This window comes from Actinoplanes sp. GCM10030250, assembly GCF_042666575.1.
Lineage (GTDB): Bacteria > Actinomycetota > Actinomycetes > Mycobacteriales > Micromonosporaceae > Actinoplanes.
In genome coordinates, this window is sequence record NZ_JBHTDO010000056.1 from 26,385 (window position 1) to 45,163 (window position 18,779).

The 18,779-nt window shown below is 70.5% G+C and carries 17 protein-coding genes; 12 read left to right on the forward strand and 5 right to left on the reverse strand.

All coding sequences use genetic code 11. The annotated features are described in order from the left end of the window. Nucleotides 1–61 precede the first annotated feature (61 nt). Both ACFQV6_RS41640 and ACFQV6_RS41645 read left to right on the forward strand, forming a co-directional pair. Nucleotides 62–712, forward strand: coding sequence for a TetR/AcrR family transcriptional regulator (locus tag ACFQV6_RS41640; protein ID WP_378033252.1), 651 nt, complete (start codon nucleotides 62–64; stop codon nucleotides 710–712). Nucleotides 713–886: 174 nt separating this feature from the next. Continuing rightward, nucleotides 887–1,813, forward strand: a complete 927-nt coding sequence (locus tag ACFQV6_RS41645; RefSeq protein WP_378033253.1) for an NmrA family NAD(P)-binding protein — start codon at nucleotides 887–889, stop codon at nucleotides 1,811–1,813. A 58-nt stretch (nucleotides 1,814–1,871) separates the two neighbouring features. On the opposite strand, the gene ACFQV6_RS41650 is transcribed toward ACFQV6_RS41645, so the two are convergent. Continuing rightward, complete coding sequence (locus ACFQV6_RS41650; protein WP_378033254.1) at nucleotides 1,872–2,945, reverse strand: hypothetical protein; 1,074 nt, start codon at nucleotides 2,943–2,945, stop codon at nucleotides 1,872–1,874. A gap of 417 nt (nucleotides 2,946–3,362) precedes the next feature. Continuing rightward, nucleotides 3,363–4,085: a class I SAM-dependent methyltransferase gene (locus tag ACFQV6_RS41655; RefSeq protein ID WP_378033255.1), complete on the reverse strand. Its 723-nt coding sequence runs from the start codon at nucleotides 4,083–4,085 to the stop codon at nucleotides 3,363–3,365. A 154-nt stretch (nucleotides 4,086–4,239) separates the two neighbouring features. Between ACFQV6_RS41655 and ACFQV6_RS41660 the strand changes: the two genes are divergently transcribed. Continuing rightward, nucleotides 4,240–4,431, forward strand: coding sequence for a CsbD family protein (locus ACFQV6_RS41660; RefSeq protein ID WP_378033256.1), 192 nt, complete (start codon nucleotides 4,240–4,242; stop codon nucleotides 4,429–4,431). A 68-nt stretch (nucleotides 4,432–4,499) separates the two neighbouring features. On the opposite strand, the gene ACFQV6_RS41665 is transcribed toward ACFQV6_RS41660, so the two are convergent. Continuing rightward, entirely contained in the window at nucleotides 4,500–5,840 is a 1,341-nt protein-coding gene (locus ACFQV6_RS41665) for a KamA family radical SAM protein (protein WP_378033257.1), read from the reverse strand. A 128-nt stretch (nucleotides 5,841–5,968) separates the two neighbouring features. On the opposite strand from ACFQV6_RS41665, the gene ACFQV6_RS41670 reads away from it, so the two are divergent. From ACFQV6_RS41670 to ACFQV6_RS41710, 9 genes are all read left to right on the forward strand, one after another. After that, nucleotides 5,969–6,985 carry an L-erythro-3,5-diaminohexanoate dehydrogenase gene (locus ACFQV6_RS41670; RefSeq protein ID WP_378033258.1) on the forward strand — a complete coding sequence of 339 codons (1,017 nt, stop codon included), beginning with the start codon at nucleotides 5,969–5,971 and terminating at the stop codon, nucleotides 6,983–6,985. Between the two features lie 5 nt (nucleotides 6,986–6,990). Then, nucleotides 6,991–8,532, forward strand: a complete 1,542-nt coding sequence (locus tag ACFQV6_RS41675) for an amidohydrolase (RefSeq protein WP_378033259.1) — start codon at nucleotides 6,991–6,993, stop codon at nucleotides 8,530–8,532. Between the two features lie 8 nt (nucleotides 8,533–8,540). Next, nucleotides 8,541–10,097 carry a lysine 5,6-aminomutase subunit alpha gene (locus ACFQV6_RS41680; protein WP_378033260.1) on the forward strand — a complete coding sequence of 519 codons (1,557 nt, stop codon included), beginning with the start codon at nucleotides 8,541–8,543 and terminating at the stop codon, nucleotides 10,095–10,097. Beyond that, entirely contained in the window at nucleotides 10,094–10,828 is a 735-nt protein-coding gene (locus ACFQV6_RS41685) for an OAM dimerization domain-containing protein (RefSeq protein WP_378033261.1), read from the forward strand. Before ACFQV6_RS41680 ends, ACFQV6_RS41685 begins: the two co-directional genes overlap by 4 nt. Further along, complete coding sequence (locus tag ACFQV6_RS41690) at nucleotides 10,825–11,187, forward strand: hotdog domain-containing protein (protein ID WP_378033262.1); 363 nt, start codon at nucleotides 10,825–10,827, stop codon at nucleotides 11,185–11,187. Before ACFQV6_RS41685 ends, ACFQV6_RS41690 begins: the two co-directional genes overlap by 4 nt. Further along, nucleotides 11,184–12,416, forward strand: coding sequence for a glutamate mutase L (locus tag ACFQV6_RS41695; protein ID WP_378033263.1), 1,233 nt, complete (start codon nucleotides 11,184–11,186; stop codon nucleotides 12,414–12,416). Before ACFQV6_RS41690 ends, ACFQV6_RS41695 begins: the two co-directional genes overlap by 4 nt. Nucleotides 12,417–12,842: 426 nt before the next feature. Continuing rightward, nucleotides 12,843–14,435, forward strand: coding sequence for an apolipoprotein N-acyltransferase (gene lnt / locus ACFQV6_RS41700; RefSeq protein ID WP_378033268.1), 1,593 nt, complete (start codon nucleotides 12,843–12,845; stop codon nucleotides 14,433–14,435). Beyond that, nucleotides 14,432–15,220 carry a polyprenol monophosphomannose synthase gene (locus ACFQV6_RS41705; RefSeq protein WP_378033264.1) on the forward strand — a complete coding sequence of 263 codons (789 nt, stop codon included), beginning with the start codon at nucleotides 14,432–14,434 and terminating at the stop codon, nucleotides 15,218–15,220. Before lnt ends, ACFQV6_RS41705 begins: the two co-directional genes overlap by 4 nt. A gap of 60 nt (nucleotides 15,221–15,280) precedes the next feature. Beyond that, nucleotides 15,281–15,787, forward strand: coding sequence for an FxsA family protein (locus ACFQV6_RS41710; protein WP_378033265.1), 507 nt, complete (start codon nucleotides 15,281–15,283; stop codon nucleotides 15,785–15,787). A gap of 495 nt (nucleotides 15,788–16,282) precedes the next feature. On the opposite strand, the gene ACFQV6_RS41715 is transcribed toward ACFQV6_RS41710, so the two are convergent. Both ACFQV6_RS41715 and ACFQV6_RS41720 read right to left on the reverse strand, forming a co-directional pair. Then, complete coding sequence (locus tag ACFQV6_RS41715) at nucleotides 16,283–16,621, reverse strand: RNA polymerase-binding protein RbpA (RefSeq protein ID WP_111651245.1); 339 nt, start codon at nucleotides 16,619–16,621, stop codon at nucleotides 16,283–16,285. A 716-nt stretch (nucleotides 16,622–17,337) separates the two neighbouring features. Beyond that, complete coding sequence (locus ACFQV6_RS41720; protein WP_378033266.1) at nucleotides 17,338–18,441, reverse strand: serine/threonine protein kinase; 1,104 nt, start codon at nucleotides 18,439–18,441, stop codon at nucleotides 17,338–17,340. Nucleotides 18,442–18,779 lie beyond the last annotated feature (338 nt).

Here is an 18,779-nt window from a genome sequence, read left to right on the forward strand (position 1 = left end):
GCCATGGCCAGTCCCGCGACCTCCCGTGGGCAGGGGAAGTGGATGCAGTACCGTCGCGCGTATGACCAGGTCGACCCGCCCCGCTGGACGCCAGCGTCCCGGTGGCGCTTTTGGGCCTGTCCGTGACGAGACGCGGAATGCTCGCATCATCGACGCGGTTCTGGACCTGATCGTGGAGAGCGGGTACGCGGATCTGACCATGGGTGCGGTGGCCGCGCGCGCTGAGGTGGCCAAGGCCACCGTCTACCGTCGCTGGGCCTCGCGCGAGGACCTGGTCGCCGACGCCTTGGAAAGCATCATGCTTCCCGCCGTCCCGGCCGAGGTGCCGGCCGCGGGGACACTGCGTGAGGACCTGATCACCACACTGACCCACAGTTCCGCGTGCCTGCACCCCCGAGAGCGTCGCTTCTCGGCTGTGCTGGCCGCCGCCACCGCCTCTCACCCCCAGATTGCCGACACCCTGCGAGAGCGGTACATCGACGGGCAGCGCGGGGGAATCATCTCCTGCCTTCGCCGCGCGCAGGAGCGTGGTGAGCTCACTGCGGAGAAGGTCGATCTTCTGCTGGCGCCGGGCCGGCTGGAGATCGCCGCAGTCGTCGGGGTGCTGGTCCTGCAGGAGGACCTGCTCGGTGCCGTTCTCGACGTCGACGGGATAGCTCGCCTGGTGGACCAGGTGCTGTTGCCCCTGATCGCCGCCACCCCCACCAGCTGAAGCCCGTCCGGCCGGCTCTCGATTCCGCTCCATGTCTGCTTGGCCGGCCGCCGGCCGCAGTCACGCAGATCACGAACTAGGTACGCCCCAGACTCGATACTGTATGGTCTCTAGTTGACGGGTCATCTGGCCCGTATGCTGACAAAACAGGACCGACCGAAGGTAGGGCGTGCTGTGACATCCAACGACAAGGCGAAAGTGCTGGTCACCGGGGCAACCGGGATGCAGGGCGGCGCCGCCGTCAAAGCACTTCTCCGTGCGGGTCACCCCGTGACCGCGTTCGTGCGCAACCCGTCATCGGCTGCCGCTCAGGCGCTCGCCGGACAGGGTGTCGCCCTCGCGACCGGAGACTTGGACGACGTCGCAGCCCTTGAAGCTGCCGGCACCGGACACGACGCGGTCTTCTCCGTACAACCGGCGGGCGTCGACCCGGCCGATCCCGGCGCCGAACAGCGCCAGGCCCGCAACATCGCCACCGCCGCCAAACGAGCCGGCGTCACTCAGATCATCCACACGTCCGTGTCGTCGACCGGATGGCGCAGCCGGCACCCGGACGTCGAGGAAACCGACACCGTGATGAAGACGTACTGGGACGAGAAGGAGGCCGCGGAGGAGGCGATCCGGCAGTCGGGCCTCGACCACTGGACCATTCTCAAGCCCGCCTCCTACATGGAGAACTACCTCCCGCCCAAGCTGGACTACCAGTTCCCCGACCTGCCCCAGGGCAAGCTGGTCACCGCTACGAGCCCGCGGACCGTGCTGGCGCTCATCTGCGCCGACGACTTCGGAGCAGCTGTGGCCGCCGCCGTGGCCGAGCCCGGCAAGTTCCACGAAGCCGAGATCGACCTTGCCGGCGACGCGCTGACACACACCGAAATCGCCGACACCCTCGCGAAGGCCGCCGGCCGCGAGATCACTGCTGTCTTCGTCTCCCCGGAGGAGCAGGCGCAGCGCCTTGGTGCACCCTCGGCGTACTCCCAGATCTGGAACGACCTCGTCGGCTACCCCGCACGCCCCCACCACGCCGCCCGCTACGGCCTGACCACGACAACCCTCGAACAGTGGGCAGCGCGGCAGGACTGGCACACCCCGGCCGCCTGAACTCAGGCCGCCCGCGCGTGATCACGATCGCCGGCTGGATTACTGAGGGGCGGGCGGGTCACCCGCGAAGCCCGCGCCGCACCCGCCCCCTGAGCCGCACCAGGCGCGCCTGGTAGCTGTGATCGACCTGACGACTCAACTCGTCAGCGTGCCCGAGCATCCCGATGATCGCCTCGATCGCCGCTTTCAGAACAGCGCCATCGTCGAGTTCATCAGGAGTAGGCACCTGTTTCATGCCCACCGGCCGCAATTCCGCGAGATCTCCCACAACCTCACAGGGATATTCGGACAGCTCTTTTATCTGCTGCTCGGCCAGATCCGCAACCCATTCCGCCCGCTCCATCCCGACACCGAAACGCAGCTCGTTGCCACCTTGTTTGAGGACGGCGTTCACCAGGTGCCGCTGCACCACTCGCTGGTAGGGCGTCCGATGCGGATATCGATCACCGAGAGCCTGATTGACCCGTCGCAGCACCTCGATCTCCGCCGCACCCAGCGACGAGTTCGCCGCCGGCCCCGCCAGCTCGCACACGCCGGCGGGAATCCCGAAGACCCCGGCGAACCGATTCCACAGGGTGTCGTGCGGGACACCCGCCGGCGGCACCGTGATCAGATGCCGGCGCTCGGCCGGGACCAGGTCACCCCACCGGCGCAGCATCCGGTTACCGGTGTGCATCTCCCAGAACGTCTCGAACTTTCCCTGTTCGACGGCGGTGACGAACGACGAGAACGTCCAGATGTTGCGAGACCGGATGCTCTGCTGCCACATCGACGGAAACGTGCGCCACAGATCGCGGGTGGCCACCACGATGTGCACCTCGGCCGGCTCGAAAGCGGAAACCGCGCGGGCCGCCTGCTCCGCGGTGGCGCCGCCGAGGGCCTCGTTGCTGATGATGACGTCGCCGGGCCACCTGGCGGCTCGGGTGGCGAGGTGGTCCCAGGTCCAGGTGGCGGCCGGGTCACGCCAGGACACCGCGCGCAGGTCGGTCATCGCCTGGTCCTGCTGGGTGGCGCTGCCCGGTAACAGGATTCCGGCGCGTTTCAGGGCGCCGGAGTTGCTCCAGAGAACATTTTGCACATAGGTGCTGCCGGTCTTCGGTGCGCCGATGTGGAGGAAAACGCGTCGCGCCATGGTGCCTTCCCTGCCGAGGGCCTCAAGAATGGCATATGGCGATCCATTCCAAAAGGCCGGTACAGGTCATTCCGAATTAAGTATTACGACACCTTGAATTAACCCCACCCTCCCACGGAAGCCGACTGACGTGTGTCGGCGCGCACACAACCCGACCGTGTGGGCCTGCGCTCGTCATAGGCGCGTCAAAGGCCCAACCAGCTCGCACGCAACCCGACCGTGTGCGCCCGTGCACGTCATAGAGCAGGCCCACCACCTCACCGTGTGCGCTGGTTCGTGGCGGTGACCGGACGCAATGGCGTGAGGTGCCGAGCCGGGCCGAGTTCCGCAGGTGTCCCCGCTCGAGGCGGGACAGTTCCTGCGTACGATATCGATGTTGATCGAAAGATCGGCCACCTCGAATCAGGCAGCGAAAGATCAGCGAAGATCGGCTCGGGTGCATTCGGTTATGTAGGGGAGGTCGTACTCGGCGCGGCCGAGCAGGGCCGGGTGGGTGGCCATCAGTTGGCGGACCTGGGCGAGGACGGCGGCGCGCTCGTCGGCGGGCAGCAGGATGATGCGGCTGCGGGAGGCGACCAGGTCGAGGAGTTCGTCCGGTTTGACGCGGTGGGTCCAGTCGAAGGTGGTGGCCTCGGGCGGGCCGAACGGTGCGGTGATCCGGTTGCCGCGGTCGGTCTCGGCGCTGCCGACGATCGCGCCGAGGCGGCTGACCCAGTCGGTGCGTTCGTCGCGGACGTTCCAGATCAGGCCCAGCCGGCCGCCGGGAGTGAGGACGCGGGCGATCTCCGGCAGGGCGCGTGCGGCATCCACCCAGTGCCAGGCCTGGGCGACGAGCACGACGTCGACGCTGCGGTCGGGGAGCGGGATGCTCTCGGCGCTGCCCAGGTGGCCGGGCACGCCGGGCACGACCCGGTTGAGTTCGGTCAGCATGCCCGGCGACGGGTCGACGGCGACGACGTCCAGCCCGCGGTCGCGGACCTGCCGGGTGAGCTTGCCGGTTCCGGCGCCGAGGTCGAGCACGCGCGGTTCGCCGGGGGGCAGGAGCCAATCAAGAGCCTCTGAGGGGTACGGCGGACGGCCGCGCTCGTAGGCGTCGGCGGCCGCCCCGAAGGACGACGCGTGTTCATTCACGGTGATCATCGTATTCGGCGATGCCCGGGAATTCCGGACCTGAGGTGCGACGGAATGTCGTTTCGAATCCGCGCCCATCGGGAACCTCAGTGATCGTCAGGCACGAAGACGCGTCGAGAACGACGACGAGTCAGGCACGAAGACGAGACCACGGAGGGTTGCGATGAGCATCGCCGACAAGGCCAAGAACAAGGCTGAGGAACTCGCCGGCAAGGCCAAGCAGGGCATCGGCGAGGCGACGGACAACGAGCGTCTCTACGCCGAGGGCCAGGCGCAGGAGGCGTCCGCGCACGCCAAGCAGGCGGGCGAGCACGTCAAGGACGCCGGGCGCGACGTACGCGACGCCCTCAGCTGATCTTTCGCACCACCGAAGCCTGAGGCTTCGGCACCACGAAAAGGGGCCCCGGTTCGGGGCCCCTTTTCCTATGCCTCGTCCTGCTGCTTGCGCCACCACTTCTGCCCACTCTCGGGCAGCGTGTCGATCGGGTCGTAGTAGGCGTGCAGCTTGCTCAGCGCCTCGCTGTCCTCCGCCTCGATCGAGGTGCGGTAGTTCTTGGTCCAGTACGAGATGCCGTGCTCCCGGTCATATTCGGAGACCATGTGCACCCAGCGCTTGCCGACGAACGGGACGTCGCAGACGATCCGCGGTGTCGCGTAACCGGGCAGGTAGCCCATCATGTCGTGCTGGAGTTGCTGGGCGTACCAGACCGGCACCCGCCAGTGCTCCGCGTTCGGGATCATGTCGCACATGTAGAAGTAGTACGGCAGGATGCCCGCCTCGCCCTGCAGCGCGAAGCAGAGGTCGAGCAGGTCCTCGGTGGTGGCGTTGACACCCCGCATCAGCACACCTTGGTTGCGCACGTCACGCACGCCGACCTCGAGCATCGTCCGGACGGCGCGGGCCACCAGCGGCGTCAGCGAGTTCACATGGTTGACGTGGGTGTGCACGGCCAGGTTCACCCCGCGCCGCTCGGCGGTGACCGCGACCCGGTGCATGCCCTCGACGACGTCGTCCTGCAGCCAGTGCTGGGGCAGGCCCATCAGGGCCTTGGTCGCGAGGCGGATGTCACGCACGGTGGGCACCGAGAGCAACCCCATGAGGTACGCCTCGAGCTGTTTCCACGGCACGTTGGCCACATCGCCGCCCGAGACGACCACGTCCCGCACGCCGGGGTGCGTCTTGAGGTAGTCGAGGTGTGCCGCATACCGATCGACCGGTTTCTGCAGCAGTTTGAGTTTGGAGACGACCGGCGTGCTGTTGCCGACGAGGTCCATCCGGGTGCAGTGACCACAATACTGCGGGCAGGTGGAGAGCAGCTCGGCGAGCACCTTGGTGGGGTAGCGGTGGGTGAGGCCCTCGGCCACCCACATGTCGTGCTCGTGCAGGGAGTCGCGGCTGGCGTTGGGGTGTGACGGCCAGTCGGTCTGCCGGTCGGAGGCGATCGGGAGCATGTAGTTGCGGATCGGGTCGGCCCGGAACGAGGCCGTGTCGGGTGCCCGGTCGGGGACCATGGTGTTGAGCATCTGCGGCGGGATCAGCATCGACATGGTGGCCAGGCGCTGCTGGTCGGCCGCAAGGCTCGTGTAGAAGCTGTCGTCGACCAGGTCGCCGAGGACGGCGCGCAGCTGCTTGACGTTCTTCACGCAGTTGACCCGCTGCCACTGGGCCGACTGCCACTGTGCGGCGGTCACGTCACGCCAACCGGGGAACCGGGTCCAGTCGGGCTCGATCAGCTCACGCCGCTGGTACTCGTAGGGCTGCACCGGTCCTCCTCCTGTAGCTTGTGGCTTCGATCAACGTACCGGAGAATTTCCGGTCTAGAAACTCTACCCACGTAACATTTACGGTGGTGGGGCGCTCGGCAAGAGATGTTTCGGCAGTGGAGGTGGGGATGTCCGGATCTGTGGGGCTGGCGAGGGTGCTCGAGCCGGCCGGTGTGCTGCCACAAGCGGCCTGGCGACTCGACGCGTCACCCGAGATCGGCCCGGACGAGGTCCGCATCCGGGTGCGGCGGCTCAACCTCGACGCCGCCAGCTATCGGCAGCTGGCGGAGAAGCATGCGGGTGACGGTGCCGCGATCCGCGCCGAGGTGCTCGGCATCGTCGAGACCCGCGGGAAGATGCACAACCCGGTCACCGGATCCGGCGGAATGCTGATCGGTGTCGTCGAGGAGGTCGGGCCGGAGTCGCCGCTGCCGGTCAAACCGGGCGATCGGGTCGCCACCCTGGTGTCGCTGACCCTCACTCCGCTGCGGATCACCGACGGGCTGGCCGGCTGGGACGGGCTGAGCGAGCAGGTCCCGGCCGAGGGTACGGCGATCCTGTTCGGCCGCTCGGTGGTCGGCGTGCTGCCGGATGATCTTCCGCCGGAGCTGGCCCTGGCGGTCTACGACGTGTGTGGTGCTCCGGCGCTCACCGACCGGATCGTGCGCGGATACGACCGGCCGACAGTGGTGGTGCTCGGCGGGGCCGGCAAGAGCGGGTCCCTGTCGCTGGCGGCGGCGAAGCGCGCGAATGCCCGTACAGTCGCTGTGGTCGTCTCCGAAACGGAGCGGGCCACGCTGCAGAAAGCCGGCCTGGCCGACCGGATCGCGATCGCTGACGCCCGGGACCCGGTCGCTGTCGCCGAGGCCGTCGGCGAACCGGCGGACGTGACCGTGGTGTGCGTGGACGTGCCCGGCTGCGAGCACGGTGCGATCCTGGCGACGGCACCCGGCGGCACCGTGATCTTCTTCTCGATGGCGACCAGCTTCCCGGCCGCCGCCCTCGGCGCCGAGGGCCTCGCCGCGGACGTGACGATGCTGGTCGGCAACGGGTATGTGCCGGGCCACGCCGAGTTCGCGGTCGGACTGCTGCGCGAGGTGCCCGCGGTGCGTGCCTTGTTCGAAGCCCGGATCGCGGCAGACTGACGCGCATGACTCAGATTCCCCTGGTCCGTTACCTGAACGGTCGTATCTACTCGCCCGCTGACCCGCGCGCCACCGCGATGCTGGTCCGGGGCGGCACCATCGAGTGGCTCGGCGCTGACACGGAGGCCCCCGCGGCCGACCGCACCGTCGACCTGGACGGCGCGCTGGTGACCCCGGCGTTCGTCGACTCGCACCTGCACGCCACCGACACCGGCCTGGCCTTCGACGGCCTCGACCTGTCAGCGGTGCGCTCGCCGGGCGAGCTGCTCGACCAGGTGGCGGCGTTCGCGGCGACCCGCCCGGCGGACGGTGTGGTGCACGGGCACGGCTGGGACGAGTCCACCTGGGCGGATCAGGTACCACCGCTCGCGGCCGAGCTGGAACGCGCCGGTGGCGGGCGCCGGGTCTACCTGTCACAGGCGTCGGTGCACTCCGCGCTGGTGTCGTCGTCGCTGCTGCCGGCGGCTGAGGGAGTCGACGGCTACGACGAGTCCGGCTGGGTGCGCGAGCAGGCCCACCATGCGGTGCGCGCGGTGGCGCTCGGCGCGCTGACCCCCGCGCAGCGGACTGCCGCGCAGACCACCGCGCTGCGCCGGGCGGCGGCGATGGGTATCGCCGCGGTGCACGAGTGCGCCGGGCCCGGCACGTCCAGCGAGGAGGACTTCCACTCGGTGCTGCGGTTGTCCGAGCAGGGGCTGCCGAAGGTCTTCGGCTACTGGGGCGAGCTGGGCGGTGCCGACCGGGCCCGTGAGCTGGGCGCGCACGGCGCCGCCGGCGACCTGTACGCGGACGGGGCCCTCGGATCCCGGACCGCGTCGGTGCGCTCGCCCTACCTGGACGGCGACCACGGCTGCGGTGAGGCGTTCCTGACCGCCGACCAGGCTGCCGACCACCTCCTGGACTGCATCCGGGTCGGCTTCCAGGGCGGCTTCCACGCCATCGGTGACGCGGCGATCGAGACTGTCCTGGAGGGTTTCGCGATCGCGGCCAAGACCGTGGGCGTGGACCGGTTGCGCGAGGGCCGGCACCGGATCGAGCACGTCGAGCTGATCGACAAGGCGATGATCGCCCGGATGGTCGAGTTCGGTGTGGTGGCCTCGGTGCAGCCGGTCTTCGACGCGCTGTGGGGCGGCACCGACCGGATGTACGCGCAGCGCCTCGGCGCCGACCGCGCCCTGGCCAGCAACCCGATCGGGGCGATGCACGCGACCGGGGTGGCCCTGGCGTTCGGCTCGGACTCGCCGGTGACCGCCCTGGACCCGTGGGCGATGGTCGTCGCGGCGGCGGCACCGCGCAACCCGCGGTTCCGGATGAGCGTGCGGTCGGCGTTCGCGGCGAGCAGCCGGGGCGGCTGGCGTGCGGCCGGCATCAACGAGCGGATCGGCGTGCTGGCACCGGGTCACTCGGCGACGTTCGCGGCGTGGGAGACACCGGGCGGGCTGGTCGACGGGCTGCCCGCCCTGCTGCCGGACATCGACGGCGTGACACCGGCCCCGCCGGTCTGCCGTCGCACCGTGCTGCACGGCGAGACGATTCATCAGGAGTAGGAGAGATAGTGGCCGGGAAGCTAGACCTTGATCCGCAGCTCGTGGCGCGGGCGCGTTCGCTCGCGGCACGGGCCGGGCAGCCCGTCGTCGACCTGGCGCGCTCGCACACCACCGTCTCGGTGGAGCGTGCGGTGCTGCGCCTGGCCGGCGTGCACGGCGCCGACACCGACGGCATCCCCTGGGTGAACCGCCTGGTCGACGCCGTGCGGGCGGATGTCGGCCTGGGGCACGGGGTGGCGGTCCCGGTGTTCCACGCCCTCGCCGAGTCGGGCGTCGAGGACGTGACAGTGCTGGCCCAGAAGGCGGCGGCCGGCGCGGTCCGGTTCTCGGTGCCGTCCCGGAAGGGCGAGCTCACGGCGGCCCGCCGGGCGGCCTCCCGGGCGGCGCGGGCCGGCCTCAAGCTCGTCGACCGGCGCCGGGCCGAGCGCGACCGGCTGATCAAGAGGTACGGCGACCCGAAGCAGCGCCCGTGGATCTACCTGATCGTTGCCACCGGCGACATCTACGAGGACATCCCGCAGGCGCAGGCGGCGGCCCGGGCAGGAGCGGACATCATCGCGGTGATCCGCTCCACCGGGCAGTCGCTGCTGGACTACGTGCCGGAGGGCGCCACCCGGGAGGGGTTCGCCGGCACCTACGCCACGCAGGAGAACTTCCGGCTGATGCGGGCGGCGCTCGACGAGACGTCCAGGGAGCTGGGCCGCTACATCCGGCTCACCAACTACGCCTCCGGGCTGTGCATGCCGGAGATCGCCGCGCTGGCCGGCATGGAACGCCTCGACATGATGCTCAACGACTCGATGTACGGCATCCTGTTCCGCGACATCAACCCGATCCGCACCTTCGTCGACCAGCGGTTCTCCCGCCAGGTGCACGCCCGCGCCGGGATCGTCATCAACACCGGCGAGGACAACTACCTGACCACCGCGGACGCGGTCGACGCGGCTCACACGGTGACGGTCTCGCAGCTGCTCAACGAGTACTTCGCCCATGAGGCGGGCCTCGAGGACTGGCAGCTCGGCCTGGGACACGCCTTCGAGATCAACCCCGACCTGCCGGACTCGTTCCGCCTGGAGCTGGCGCATGCGCTGCTGGCCCGCGAGCTGTTCCCGGAGGCGCCGCTGAAGTGGATGCCGCCCACCAAGCACATGACCGGGGACGTGTTCCGCGGCAACCTCCTGGACGGCTTCTTCAACCTGGCCGGCGCGCTGACCGGCCAGGGCATCCTGCTGGTCGGCATGATGACCGAGGCCGTCGTGACGCCGTGGCTGTCCGACCGGGACATCGCCCTGCAGAACGTGCGCTACGTGCTGAACGGCGCGGGCAACCTCCACGAGGACTTCGTGCCGGGCCCGTTCATCCGCGGCCGGGCGAACCAGGTGCTGAACGAGGCCATCACCCTGCTGGAACGCATCGTCGACGACACCCTGCTCGACGCGATCGCCGACGGGACCTTCGGCATCATGAAGCGGCCAGCGGACCGCGGCAAGGGCTTGGACGGCGTCGCCAAGCAGTCGCCCGACTACTTCAACCCCGTCTCTTCGTTCCTGGAGGGCTCCGCATGACCATCGTCCGGCCCTATGGAGACACCACCGGGGACGGGATGGTGCAGCTGTCGTTCACCCTGCCGATCTCGCATGACAAGCGCGCCGAGGGTGCCGCTGTTCAGCTCGCGAACAGGATGGGCATGGACCCAGCGCTGCTTGTGCACGCCAAGCCGATGGGCGACGGCTACACCTTCTTCGTCGTCTACGGCAAGGTCAGCCACCTCGTCGACACCGACAAGGTGCAGGTCGTCGACCGTGACTTCCCGCTGCTCAGCGCGAAAGAGGTGAACGCGGCCGTCAAGCGCGGGCTTCGGCGGCGGCTCAACGTGGTCGGTGCGTGCATCGGGACCGACGCGCACACCGTCGGCATCGACGCGATCCTCAACCTCAAGGGCATCGCGGGGGAGAAGGGCCTGGAGTACTACTCCGAGCTGTCGGTGACCAACATGGGCGCGCAGGTGTCGGTGCCCGAGCTGGTCGAGACGGCCCGTGAGCGCAAGGCCGACGCCGTACTGGTCTCGCAGGTGGTCACCCAGCGCGACGCCCACCTGCAGAACACCCGGGCCATGTCGGCGGCGTTCCGCGAGGCGCTGCCGGCCGGGAAACGGCCGCTGCTGATCGTCGGCGGGCCCCGGTTCGACGAGCTGATGGCCGGTGAGCTGGGCGTCGACCGGATCTTCAGCCGCGGCACCACACCCCGGGAAGTCGCCTCCTACCTCGTACACGCCCTGATCGGGAGCAACTCATGATCACTGTCACGCACCGCCGGTACGTCCCCTACTCGCACGCCCACTACGCCGGGAACCTGGTCGACGGGGCGTACTCGCTCGGCCTCTTCGGCGACGTGGCCACCGAGGTCTGCATCCAGCTGGACGGTGACGAGGGGCTGTTCGCGTCGTACGACGACGTGCAGTTCAAGGCCCCGGTGCAGGCCGGCGACGTCCTGGAGATCACGGCGACGGTGGTGCGGATGGGCACCCGGTCGAGGAAGATCAACTTCGAGAGCCGGGTCGTGTGCCGCGGCACCGGTGGGTCGGCGGCGGCGGTGCTGGACGAGCCGATCACCGCGGTCACGGCGGTCGGAACCGTGGTGGTGCCGTCCAAGTGAGCTTCGCGGTCTGCGTGGACGTCGGTTCCACGTACACCAAAGCCGCCCGGATCGACCTGGACGGAGCGCGACTGGTCCGCCGGGCCGAGGTTCCCACCACGTCCGGAACGGACGTCCTGCACGGCCTGGACGCCGCTGTGGCCGCGGTGGGCGGCGCGGACCAGCTCTACGTCTGCTCCTCCGCCGGCGGTGGCCTGAGGCTCGCCGTGGTGGGCTACGAGGCGCTGGTGACCGCTGAGGCCGGGCACCGGGTGGGTCTCTCCGCGGGTGCGCAGGTGGTGCACGTGGCCGCCGGGCCGATGAGCGGGCCGGACGTGACCGCGTTGCGCGCCGCCCGGCCGGACGTGGTGCTGCTCGTCGGCGGAACCGACGGCGGGGACAGCGAGGTGCTGCTGCACAACGCCCGGCGGCTCGCCAATGCCCGGATCCGGATTCCGATCGTGCTGGCCGGCAACGCCGACGCGCGCGCCGACGCCGAGGAGATCCTGCGGGGCCGGGCCACGGCCACCGCCAACGTGCTGCCGCGCATCGGTGTGCTCGACCCGCTACCGGCCCGCGCGGCCATCCGCGAGGTGTTCCTGCGGCACGTCATCGGCGGCAAGCGGCTGTCGCGCGGCCCCCGCTTCCCGTCGCTGGTGCGGGCGGCCACCCCGGACGCGGTGCTGGCCGGGGTGGAGCTGCTCGCCGACCTGACCGGCTCCGGTGTCCTCGTCGTGGACGTCGGCGGAGCCACCACCGACGTGTACTCGGCGCTGGTGCCGGACGCGGAGGCCGAGACCGGGCCGCGGCGGGACGTGGCCGGGACGTTGTGGCGGGCGCGGACGGTGGAGGGCGATCTGGGCGTTGCGGTGGGCGCGCCCTCGACCAGGACGGCCGCCGCTGCCGAGAAGCTGCCGGCTCCGGGGGACGACCGGGAGCTGGCCGTGGCCGCGGCGGTGATCGCGCTGCGGCGGCACGCGCGGGGGCACTCCGCCGGGCCGGGGCAGCCGCGCACCGGGGGACGGGACCTGCGTGACGTACGCCTCGTTGTCGGCTCCGGCGGCGTCCTGCGGCACGGCGGCGGCACCCGGGTCCTCGACGCGGTCCTCGGCGACATCGGGGGCGGCTGGGTGCCACCCGAACGTGCCAAAGCTCTCGTCGACGAGCAGTACGTCCTCGCCGCCGCCGGGCTCCTCGCAGTCGATCATCCGCAGGTCGCGGCGGGGCTGCTCGGTCACTCGTTCCGGTAGATACCGAGACACGCCGATGTACGCGACACGCCGGGACGCGGAACTCGCTGTTGACAGGTGGCCGGGGCCCGGACCTATCGTCTTCAGGTCGAGTTAACGGATAGCGGTCGTGATCCGCTTCGCTCCTCCGCCAACTGGCCGCAGTCCTCGCAGGGGTCGCGCGTTCAGCCAGGTCCAGGGGGTGGGGGTGCGCGGGCGGCGCGGACCGGGCCGCGTACAGGTGGTTCCTCCGGTTATCGGGCGATGGCCAGTAGACAACGGCACGAAGCGAGCAGCCGGCTCGCGGCGGGTCGGTCCGAAGGTCATGGCGAGATAACCGGGCCCACCGGCCGGGAACAGACGGAAGCACCGAGGGGCGTGGCCGAAACGTGGCCGCGCCCCTCCGTCGTCGCAGGCCACGGGCGGGTAGCGTTGCGACCCGTGGAAATGACGATGCCGCCGCCCGCCCTCGCCGACCCCGGTGCCTCCGCCGCCCCCGCGCGGCGGCCGCTGCGCCTGCCGGTCGCCGTGGCGCTGGCGGTGGCCGCCGGTCTCGCGGTGCTGGCCGCGCTCCCGCCGTGGGATCTGTGGTGGCTCGCCCCGGCCGGTGTCGCTCTGCTCGCGGCCGCGGTGCACCGGCGCCGCCTGCGGGCCGGGTTCGGCCTCGGCATGCTCGCCGGGCTCGTCCTGTTCGTGCCGCTGCTCGAGTGGACCACCATCGGCGCCGGCTGGCTGCCGTGGATCATCCTGTCCATCTCCCAGGCCGTGTCGCTGGGTCTGCTCGGCCTCGCCACGGCCTGGGTGTCGCCGCTCGCCGACCGATGGCCGGCGCTGTGGCCGCTGGTCACCGGCCTGCTCTGGACCAGCCAGGAGGCGCTGCGCGACCGCGCCCCGTTCGGTGGGTTCCCGTGGGGGCGGCTCGCGTTCAGCCAGGGTGACGCGCCCTCGCTGCGGCTCGCGGTGTGGGGCGGCGCGCCGCTCGTGACGTTCGTGGTCGCCGCCGCGGGCGGGGCGCTGGTTGCCGTGCTCTTCAAGAGGCACGTGCTTCCGATGATCGCCGTGGCGGTCGCTTTGATGGCCGCACCGGCCGCCGTTCCGCTCACCCAGCCCGCCGGCGAGACCAGCACCATCGCCCTCGTGCAGGGCAACGTGCCCCGCCTCGGCCTCGACTTCAACGCCCAGCGCCGGGCCGTGCTCGACAACCACGTCAACGCCACCCGGCAGCTCGCCGCGGACGTCGCCGCCGGCCGGCAGAAACAGCCCGACCTGGTCGTCTGGCCGGAGAACTCCAGCGACATCGACCCGCTGCGCAACCAGGACGCCGCCGACGCCATCTCCTCGGCCGCCGACGCGATCGGCGCGCCCATCCTGGTCGGCACCCTGCAGCGCACCGAGGTGCCCGGCGACATCTACAACGTCGCCATCCTGTGGCGCCCCGGCACCGGCCCCGACCACCCCCAGCAGTACGAGAAACGCCACCCCGTCCCATTCGCCGAGTACATGCCGCTCCGCTCGATCGCCCGCCTCGTGACCGACAAGGTCGACCTGGTCCGCAACATGCTCCCGGGTGACAAGCCCGGAGTGGTGGACACCGGCGGCGGGATCGTCGGCGACGTCATCTGCTTCGAGGTCGCCTACGACGGCATCGTCCGCGACACGGTGAACGGCGGGGCGCAACTGCTCGCCGTGCAGACCAACAACGCCACCTTCAACGAGGCGGAGGCCCTCCAGCAGCTCGCCATGGTGCGGCTGCGGGCCGTGGAGCACGGCCGCAACGGCCTGATGGTCTCCACTGTCGGAGTGTCCGGTTTCGTGGATGCCGAAGGACATGTACATGGTTCGACCGGTTTCAACACCGGTGCGGTGGTGGTCCGTGACATCCACCTAGGTGGACCGCGTACGCTGGCGACTCGTTCGGGCATCTGGCCCGAGGTGGCGGCTGTCCTCCTGACGGTCGCCGCCCTCGCCGCCGTGCTGCCCCTGCGCCGTCGGCGCGAGAGCGGAAGCAGTAACGGCGAGCAGGCTACGGAGGAACGGTGAGCGCGGCGGAAGGCTACCCGGGAGTGGGACGTGTCCTCGTGATCATCCCGACGTACAACGAGGCGGACAACGTCCGGCAGATCACCGAGCGGACCCGCAAGGCGGTGCCCGACGTGGACATCCTCGTCACCGACGACAACTCGCCCGACGGCACCGGCGCGATCGCCGACGAGCTGGCCGTCCAGGACGACCACATCTTCGTGCTGCACCGGGCCGGCAAGGAGGGGCTCGGCGCGGCGTACAAGGCGGGCTTCGCCTGGGCCAAGGACAAGGGGTACGACGCCGTCGTCGAAATGGACGCGGACGGCTCGCACGCCCCCGAGGAGCTGTCGGCACTGCTCGACGCCCTCAGGGACCACGACGTGGTGCTCGGCACCCGCTACATCCCCGGCGGCAGCGTCCACAACTGGCCGGTCCACCGGCTGCTGCTCTCCCGCGGCGGCAACATCTACATCCGGATGGCCCTCGGCATGCCGTTCAAGGACGCGACCGGCGGCTACCGGGCGTACCGCATCGGCGTCCTGGACAAGATCGACGTCGCAACGATCGCCTCCACCGGCTATTCGTTCCAGGTGGAGATGGCCTGGCGGTCGTACCGCCAGGGATATCGCATCGTCGAGGTGCCCATCACGTTCACCGAGCGCGAACACGGCGTCAGCAAGATGAGCGGCAACATCTTCAAGGAACAGCTGCTCAGGGTCACCCTGTGGGGTGCGCAGGCCCGCAAGGAGAGCCTCCTGAGCCTCCTCAACCGCAAACCTCGGCAGGGCTCCACCTGGCCGTGAGGTGGCATGCTTGACCCGGGCCCGTTCACGTTTCGCGGGCCCGGATCCGGAGGACGAACCATGCGGCGAAGCAGACTGGCCTATCTACCGATCGCGTTCCCGCTGCTGGCGTTCGCGGAAATCATGACCTTCCTGCTGGTGGCCCACGCCATCGGCACCGGCTGGGCGGTCCTCATCCTGGTCGTCGCCACCCTCGCCGGCTTCGCGCTGCTGCGCCGCGAGGGCATCCGCGGCTGGCACGCCTTCCAGGACGCCGCCAACGCCGGCCGCCCGCCCGGCACCGAGGTCTCCAGCTCCCTGATCGGCCTCGCCGGCGCCCTGCTGCTGGCCATCCCCGGCTACATCACCGGCGTCCTGGGCCTGCTCCTTCTCCTCCCGCCCGGCCGCACCCTCGCCCGCCGTGGCGTCGAGCGATTCGCCCAGCGCAACCTCGGCAGCGCCGTAACCGGCAACCTCTTCGGCCCGCGCCGCGTCAAAGTCCACCCAGGCGCGCCCGTCACGGTCGTCGTCCCCGACGACGACCCCCGCCCACCCGCCGCCGCCATCGAAGGCGAAATCATCCGCTGACCAGGCCGCCCTGCATGGTCCTCCCGCAGGGCTGTGGGCGTCTCGTTTCGGCGGGCGTCTCGCGCTGGCGGGCTTTGCACGCTGCGCGTCTGCCGTAGCCGCGGTGTCTTTCTCCCGGTCTTTTTGACGTACGACCCACGGGGCTCTCAAAACCAACTACGTGTCCCCGAGCTACACCGCGACCCACCTGCGCCGTCCAGGCCGCAGCGCGCCCGCCGGGCTGATCTGCGCCCTCACCGCCGATGTCCCCACGGTCGGCACGCGGCCGGGTGCCGCAGGTCCGTGCCGGACGTCGGTGCGTAGGTCGGTGCGTAGGTCGGTGCGCTTACCGGAATCCGAATGCGTTTTCCGGATGACCCGGAAGTGTCAATCGGCCGGCCGCTGAGTCCGGCAGCGCGCCCCGCGGTGCGTGGGGTGTTCCGGGGCTTGTCCGAGAATCATCATGCGAAAGGGCCGCCTCGGGAGTCCGGGGCGGCCCTTCGATCAGTACTGCGGTCAGCGGCCGCGGCGGGTACGAACCTCCTGCAGCCGCTCGTTGAGGATGTCCTCGAGCTCGGCGATCGAACGCCGCTCGAGCAGCATGTCCCAGTGGGTGCGCGGCGGCTTGGCCTTCTTCTGCTCCGGCTCGTTGCCGTCGACCAGACGGGCCACGCTGCCGTCGAACTTGCACTCCCAGGTGACCGGCACCTCGGCGTCGACGGCGAACGGAACCTCGAACTGGTGACCCTTGACGCACAGGTACTCACGGGTCTGTCGGGGCGCCAGCTCGGTGTTACGGTCGGACTCGTAGCTGACTGCGCCAAGACGGCTGCCGCGCAGCATGCGTTCGCCCATGATCGGCTTTCCCCTCGCTCGTGGTGCTGCTCTCGTTGGTGTAACGAAAGGGGCGGCCGCTGGATTCCTGCTACCAACGTGGATCCGGCGCCCGCCGAGTTGTCTGTCGGAACCGCCTGTATCGGCGGTGTTAACGCTATGAGCGTAACCGGCCGCACCCGTTACCCCGCAAACCGAACCGGCGTTCGAGTGGACCTTGGTCCACTTTACGACCGTTTGCCTCATGTACGGGTGGTGCGATGTCGGTCACTCACTCTGATTCACCTGTAATTAACCCGCACCTGGGTTAGCAGCCGGTCAGCCGACGGTAGCGATCTGGTAGCAGAACCCGCCCCATCCGCCGGTATTGCCCGTGTGTGCACCGCTCATATACGTGAGAAATCTCGCCCTGTCGAGAGTCAGACTCACCACTCGCACGATGCCGCCCCCACCCGCAGGCGACAACTCGGCCACACGCAGCCTCCCCGGTAGGGCTGCCCGGCGCGCAATGAGCCGCGCCCGCACGCGCCGCGCCCCGCAGGCCCCGCACGCGACCGCGCCCCGCACGCGCCGCGCCCCGCAGGCCCCGCACGCGCCGCGCCCCGCAGGCCCCGCACGCGCCGCGCCCCGCAGGCCCCGCACGCGACCGCGCCCCGCAGGCCCCGCACGTGCCGCCGCCCGCACGCGCCGCATGCGCCCGGCGGGCCGTGGGTGGGGCGGTGGGTGCGGCGCCGTGGTCAGCTGGCGCTGGGCGCGGTGGACTGTGCGGGTGCGGATGGCTGGGTGGGTGCCGGCGGCTGCGCGGGCGGCGGTTGGGGTGGGGCGGGGCGGGTGCCCAGGGAAGCGAGGGCCGAGGCGAGGTCGCTGACCTGGGAGGTCAGTTGCGCGGCGCGTTGCTGGGCGGCCTCGGCGTCGGCGCGGGCTGCGACCAGGCGGCGCTCGAGGTCGGTGCGTTCGTGGGCGGCGCGTTCAAGAGCTTCCACGGTACGGCGTAGAGCATCCCTCTCCGCCACGACCTCGGTGAGCTCCTGGCGGGTGGCGGTCACCGATGCCGCGGACCGCTGTGCCTCGGCTGCCGACTCGTCGCGAGCCTGTTCGGCGGCTTCGGCACGACGGGTGACCTGGGTGACGGCTGCTTCGAGGGAGGCGATCTGTTCCCCGGCAGCCGTCAACTCGCTGTCGGAGCGTTGTTGGGCGGCTTCGGTCGTACGGCGAAGTTCTTGAATGTCCTTGAGGGCCGCTGCCAGGTCTCGCTCAGCGGTGTCGCGCTGCCCGCGCAGCTCGGTGAGATCGCGGCGCGCCTCGTTCAGTTCCGCGGCCGCGGTGTCGCGCTCGGCCTCGGCTCGCTCGCGCAGCGCTACCGCTGCCGTGGCCGCGCGGCCCGCCTCGTCACGCGCTGTGTCCGCCTCCTGGGCCCGCTTGCCGGCGGCCTCGGCGACTCTCTCGGCGTCCGCGGCGCGTTGACGGGCCTCATCGCGTTCCGCGGTAGCTGCCGCGGCGACCTGCTGCGCCGCCGCCGTCGCGTCCGCGGCCTGCTCGGCGTCACGGCGGGCGTCGTCACGTTCGGCGTGGGCGGCAGCTACCTGGCGGGACGTCTCCGCGCGGACCTCGGCGACCTGGCGCTCCACGCCCGCCGGGGACATCTCCGAGTGCAGGGCCTCGGTCAGCGTGCCCATCAGGGTGTCGAGGCGGTCGACAACCTCCCAGGTCCGCGCTACCGAACCGGCCAGACCGGGGGAGGAGCGGTGCCGCATCCGCACGTTGCGGGAGGCGCGCTGGCACTCGCCGTCGTTGTCACGGCAGTAGCGGAAGGGGCGTCCCGCGGAAGCGCGCTGCGGCACGGGGCGTCCGCAGTGGCCGCAGGGGCGGGTCTCGGATTCGGATTCTGGCGCAGTCATAGCGCCCTAACACTAGGCGCGAGACCCGCCGGCGCCCGTCAACCACACCGGCAAGGTCATTCCCGCGCTCCCCGGATGGACGCACACGTTGGAGTTTTGTGCGCGTCCACCCCCGTCAGGGAGCCTGTTGCTTTTTGGTTTGGCTCAGTTGTTAGGCAGCGGTTGGGGATTTGGTTGGGTGGGGTGGGTGGCCCGCGGGGCCGTGGAGCGGCCCTGGGGGCCACTGTTTGGGGTTATCCGGTGGCGAGGCGGGTGGTGGTGACGCCGAGTTGGTGGAGTCG